A 5,529-nucleotide genomic window follows, 5' to 3' on the forward strand; every position below is an offset into this window, starting at 1 on the left:
GTGTTATATTATTAAACGTCGCTGATGAACAGCAGACAACAACGAAAAGCTTCGGAAACAACTTAAAAAAAGTTGTTGACATAAAAGAAGCTGAGTGGTAAGATAATAAAGTTGCTTCAACAAGCGGTAATGATCTTTGAAAACTAAACAAGACAAAACGTACCTGTTAATTCAAAGTTTTAAATAAATCGCACAGTGATGTGCGTAGTCAGTCAAACTACTTTATCGGAGAGTTTGATCCTGGCTCAGGACGAACGCTGGCGGCGTGCCTAATACATGCAAGTCGAGCGGACAGATGGGAGCTTGCTCCCTGATGTTAGCGGCGGACGGGTGAGTAACACGTGGGTAACCTGCCTGTAAGACTGGGATAACTCCGGGAAACCGGGGCTAATACCGGATGGTTGTTTGAACCGCATGGTTCAAACATAAAAGGTGGCTTCGGCTACCACTTACAGATGGACCCGCGGCGCATTAGCTAGTTGGTGAGGTAACGGCTCACCAAGGCAACGATGCGTAGCCGACCTGAGAGGGTGATCGGCCACACTGGGACTGAGACACGGCCCAGACTCCTACGGGAGGCAGCAGTAGGGAATCTTCCGCAATGGACGAAAGTCTGACGGAGCAACGCCGCGTGAGTGATGAAGGTTTTCGGATCGTAAAGCTCTGTTGTTAGGGAAGAACAAGTACCGTTCGAATAGGGCGGTACCTTGACGGTACCTAACCAGAAAGCCACGGCTAACTACGTGCCAGCAGCCGCGGTAATACGTAGGTGGCAAGCGTTGTCCGGAATTATTGGGCGTAAAGGGCTCGCAGGCGGTTTCTTAAGTCTGATGTGAAAGCCCCCGGCTCAACCGGGGAGGGTCATTGGAAACTGGGGAACTTGAGTGCAGAAGAGGAGAGTGGAATTCCACGTGTAGCGGTGAAATGCGTAGAGATGTGGAGGAACACCAGTGGCGAAGGCGACTCTCTGGTCTGTAACTGACGCTGAGGAGCGAAAGCGTGGGGAGCGAACAGGATTAGATACCCTGGTAGTCCACGCCGTAAACGATGAGTGCTAAGTGTTAGGGGGTTTCCGCCCCTTAGTGCTGCAGCTAACGCATTAAGCACTCCGCCTGGGGAGTACGGTCGCAAGACTGAAACTCAAAGGAATTGACGGGGGCCCGCACAAGCGGTGGAGCATGTGGTTTAATTCGAAGCAACGCGAAGAACCTTACCAGGTCTTGACATCCTCTGACAACCCTAGAGATAGGGCTTTCCCTTCGGGGACAGAGTGACAGGTGGTGCATGGTTGTCGTCAGCTCGTGTCGTGAGATGTTGGGTTAAGTCCCGCAACGAGCGCAACCCTTGATCTTAGTTGCCAGCATTCAGTTGGGCACTCTAAGGTGACTGCCGGTGACAAACCGGAGGAAGGTGGGGATGACGTCAAATCATCATGCCCCTTATGACCTGGGCTACACACGTGCTACAATGGACAGAACAAAGGGCAGCGAAACCGCGAGGTTAAGCCAATCCCACAAATCTGTTCTCAGTTCGGATCGCAGTCTGCAACTCGACTGCGTGAAGCTGGAATCGCTAGTAATCGCGGATCAGCATGCCGCGGTGAATACGTTCCCGGGCCTTGTACACACCGCCCGTCACACCACGAGAGTTTGTAACACCCGAAGTCGGTGAGGTAACCTTTATGGAGCCAGCCGCCGAAGGTGGGACAGATGATTGGGGTGAAGTCGTAACAAGGTAGCCGTATCGGAAGGTGCGGCTGGATCACCTCCTTTCTAAGGATTTTAACGGAATATAAGACCTTGGGTCTTATAAACAGAACGTTCCCTGTCTTGTTTAGTTTTGAAGGATCATTCCTTCGAAACGTGTTCTTTGAAAACTAGATAACAGTAGACATCACATTCAATTAGTAATACAAGATATCACATAGTGATTCTTTTTAACGGTTAAGTTAGAAAGGGCGCACGGTGGATGCCTTGGCACTAGGAGCCGATGAAGGACGGGACGAACACCGATATGCTTCGGGGAGCTGTAAGCAAGCTTTGATCCGGAGATTTCCGAATGGGGAAACCCACCACTCGTAATGGAGTGGTATCCATATCTGAATACATAGGATATGAGAAGGCAGACCCGGGGAACTGAAACATCTAAGTACCCGGAGGAAGAGAAAGCAAATGCGATTCCCTGAGTAGCGGCGAGCGAAACGGGACCAGCCCAAACCAAGAGGCTTGCCTCTTGGGGTTGTAGGACACTCTGTACGGAGTTACAAAGGAACGAGGTAGATGAAGAGGTCTGGAAAGGCCCGCCATAGGAGGTAACAGCCCTGTAGTCAAAACTTCGTTCTCTCCTGAGTGGATCCTGAGTACGGCGGAACACGTGAAATTCCGTCGGAATCCGGGAGGACCATCTCCCAAGGCTAAATACTCCCTAGTGACCGATAGTGAACCAGTACCGTGAGGGAAAGGTGAAAAGCACCCCGGAAGGGGAGTGAAAGAGATCCTGAAACCGTGTGCCTACAAGTAGTCAGAGCCCGTTAACGGGTGATGGCGTGCCTTTTGTAGAATGAACCGGCGAGTTACGATCCCGTGCAAGGTTAAGCAGAAGATGCGGAGCCGCAGCGAAAGCGAGTCTGAATAGGGCGCATGAGTACGTGGTCGTAGACCCGAAACCAGGTGATCTACCCATGTCCAGGGTGAAGTTCAGGTAACACTGAATGGAGGCCCGAACCCACGCACGTTGAAAAGTGCGGGGATGAGGTGTGGGTAGGGGTGAAATGCCAATCGAACCTGGAGATAGCTGGTTCTCTCCGAAATAGCTTTAGGGCTAGCCTCAAGGTAAGAGTCTTGGAGGTAGAGCACTGATTGGACTAGGGGCCCCTACCGGGTTACCGAATTCAGTCAAACTCCGAATGCCAATGACTTATCCTTGGGAGTCAGACTGCGAGTGATAAGATCCGTAGTCGAAAGGGAAACAGCCCAGACCGCCAGCTAAGGTCCCAAAGTATACGTTAAGTGGAAAAGGATGTGGAGTTGCTTAGACAACCAGGATGTTGGCTTAGAAGCAGCCACCATTTAAAGAGTGCGTAATAGCTCACTGGTCGAGTGACTCTGCGCCGAAAATGTACCGGGGCTAAACGTATCACCGAAGCTGCGGACTGTTCTTCGAACAGTGGTAGGAGAGCGTTCTAAGGGCTGTGAAGCCAGACCGGAAGGACTGGTGGAGCGCTTAGAAGTGAGAATGCCGGTATGAGTAGCGAAAGAGGGGTGAGAATCCCCTCCACCGAATGCCTAAGGTTTCCTGAGGAAGGCTCGTCCGCTCAGGGTTAGTCGGGACCTAAGCCGAGGCCGAAAGGCGTAGGCGATGGATAACAGGTTGATATTCCTGTACCACCTCCTCACCATTTGAGCAATGGGGGGACGCAGGAGGATAGGGTAAGCGCGGTATTGGATATCCGCGTCCAAGCAGTTAGGCTGGGAAATAGGCAAATCCGTTTCCCGTAAGGCTGAGCTGTGATGGCGAGCGAAATATAGTAGCGAAGTTCCTGATTCCACACTGCCAAGAAAAGCCTCTAGCGAGGTGAGAGGTGCCCGTACCGCAAACCGACACAGGTAGGCGAGGAGAGAATCCTAAGGTGATCGAGAGAACTCTCGTTAAGGAACTCGGCAAAATGACCCCGTAACTTCGGGAGAAGGGGTGCTCTGTTAGGGTGCAAGCCCGAGAGAGCCGCAGTGAATAGGCCCAGGCGACTGTTTAGCAAAAACACAGGTCTCTGCGAAGCCGTAAGGCGAAGTATAGGGGCTGACGCCTGCCCGGTGCTGGAAGGTTAAGAGGAGCGCTTAGCGTAAGCGAAGGTGCGAATTGAAGCCCCAGTAAACGGCGGCCGTAACTATAACGGTCCTAAGGTAGCGAAATTCCTTGTCGGGTAAGTTCCGACCCGCACGAAAGGCGCAACGATCTGGGCACTGTCTCAACGAGAGACTCGGTGAAATTATAGTACCTGTGAAGATGCAGGTTACCCGCGACAGGACGGAAAGACCCCGTGGAGCTTTACTGCAGCCTGATATTGAATGTTGGTACAGCTTGTACAGGATAGGTAGGAGCCTTGGAAACCGGAGCGCCAGCTTCGGTGGAGGCATCGGTGGGATACTACCCTGGCTGTATTGACCTTCTAACCCGCCGCCCTTATCGGGCGGGGAGACAGTGTCAGGTGGGCAGTTTGACTGGGGCGGTCGCCTCCTAAAAGGTAACGGAGGCGCCCAAAGGTTCCCTCAGAATGGTTGGAAATCATTCGCAGAGTGTAAAGGCACAAGGGAGCTTGACTGCGAGACCTACAAGTCGAGCAGGGACGAAAGTCGGGCTTAGTGATCCGGTGGTTCCGCATGGAAGGGCCATCGCTCAACGGATAAAAGCTACCCCGGGGATAACAGGCTTATCTCCCCCAAGAGTCCACATCGACGGGGAGGTTTGGCACCTCGATGTCGGCTCATCGCATCCTGGGGCTGTAGTCGGTCCCAAGGGTTGGGCTGTTCGCCCATTAAAGCGGTACGCGAGCTGGGTTCAGAACGTCGTGAGACAGTTCGGTCCCTATCCGTCGCGGGCGCAGGAAATTTGAGAGGAGCTGTCCTTAGTACGAGAGGACCGGGATGGACGCACCGCTGGTGTACCAGTTGTTCTGCCAAGGGCATCGCTGGGTAGCTATGTGCGGACGGGATAAGTGCTGAAAGCATCTAAGCATGAAGCCCCCCTCAAGATGAGATTTCCCATTCCGCAAGGAAGTAAGATCCCTGAAAGATGATCAGGTTGATAGGTCTGAGGTGGAAGTGTGGCGACACATGGAGCTGACAGATACTAATCGATCGAGGACTTAACCACATTTTGAATGATGTCACACCTGTTATCTAGTTTTGAGAGAACACCTCTCTAAAGGCGGAAGGTAAGGAAACTCCGCTAAGGGCTCTCACATCCTGTGAGAAACGCCCAGTACCTTCATCCTGAAGGCATTTGTTTGGTGGCGATAGCGAAGAGGTCACACCCGTTCCCATACCGAACACGGAAGTTAAGCTCTTCAGCGCCGATGGTAGTCGGGGGTTTCCCCCTGTGAGAGTAGGACGCCGCCAAGCTTTTCTAAAATTTTATCATCGCGGGGTGGAGCAGTTCGGTAGCTCGTCGGGCTCATAACCCGAAGGTCGCAGGTTCAAATCCTGCCCCCGCAACCAAAAAATGGTCCGGTAGTTCAGTTGGTTAGAATGCCTGCCTGTCACGCAGGAGGTCGCGGGTTCGAGTCCCGTCCGGACCGCCATTTATAAAATGGCTCGGTAGCTCAGTTGGTAGAGCAACGGACTGAAAATCCGTGTGTCGGCGGTTCGATTCCGTCCCGAGCCACCATTTGCCGGTCTAGCTCAATTGGTAGAGCAACTGACTTGTAATCAGTAGGTTGGGGGTTCAAGTCCTCTGGCCGGCACTGTTTTTTCAAAATTTAATGTGGAGGGGTAGCGAAGTGGCTAAACGCGGCGGACTGTAAATCCGCTCCCT

General features: G+C 52.6%; 4 tRNA genes and 3 rRNA genes. All 7 read left to right on the top strand.

Features of this window, described 5'->3' with window-relative positions:
* Positions 1-222: 222 nt before the first annotated feature.
* The 7 genes from ACWGSR_RS37490 to ACWGSR_RS37520 all read left to right on the top strand — a co-directional run bounded on the left by ACWGSR_RS37490 (position 223) and on the right by ACWGSR_RS37520 (position 5,458).
* A 16S ribosomal RNA gene (locus ACWGSR_RS37490) occupies positions 223-1,772 on the top strand.
* 169 nt (positions 1,773-1,941) lie between these two features.
* A 23S ribosomal RNA gene (locus tag ACWGSR_RS37495) occupies positions 1,942-4,869 on the top strand.
* Between the two features lie 132 nt (positions 4,870-5,001).
* A 5S ribosomal RNA gene (gene rrf / locus ACWGSR_RS37500) occupies positions 5,002-5,117 on the top strand.
* The 16S, 23S and 5S rRNA genes sit together here with 4 tRNA genes alongside, the layout of an rRNA operon.
* A 19-nt stretch (positions 5,118-5,136) precedes the next feature.
* Positions 5,137-5,213 (top strand) — tRNA-Met (locus ACWGSR_RS37505).
* Positions 5,214-5,219: 6 nt separating this feature from the next.
* A tRNA-Asp gene (locus ACWGSR_RS37510) sits at positions 5,220-5,296 on the top strand.
* 10 nt (positions 5,297-5,306) lie between these two features.
* Positions 5,307-5,382 (top strand) — tRNA-Phe (locus tag ACWGSR_RS37515).
* A 3-nt stretch (positions 5,383-5,385) separates the two neighbouring features.
* Positions 5,386-5,458 (top strand) — tRNA-Thr (locus ACWGSR_RS37520).
* Positions 5,459-5,529 lie beyond the last annotated feature (71 nt).

The organism is Streptomyces sp. NPDC055632, assembly GCF_053618675.1.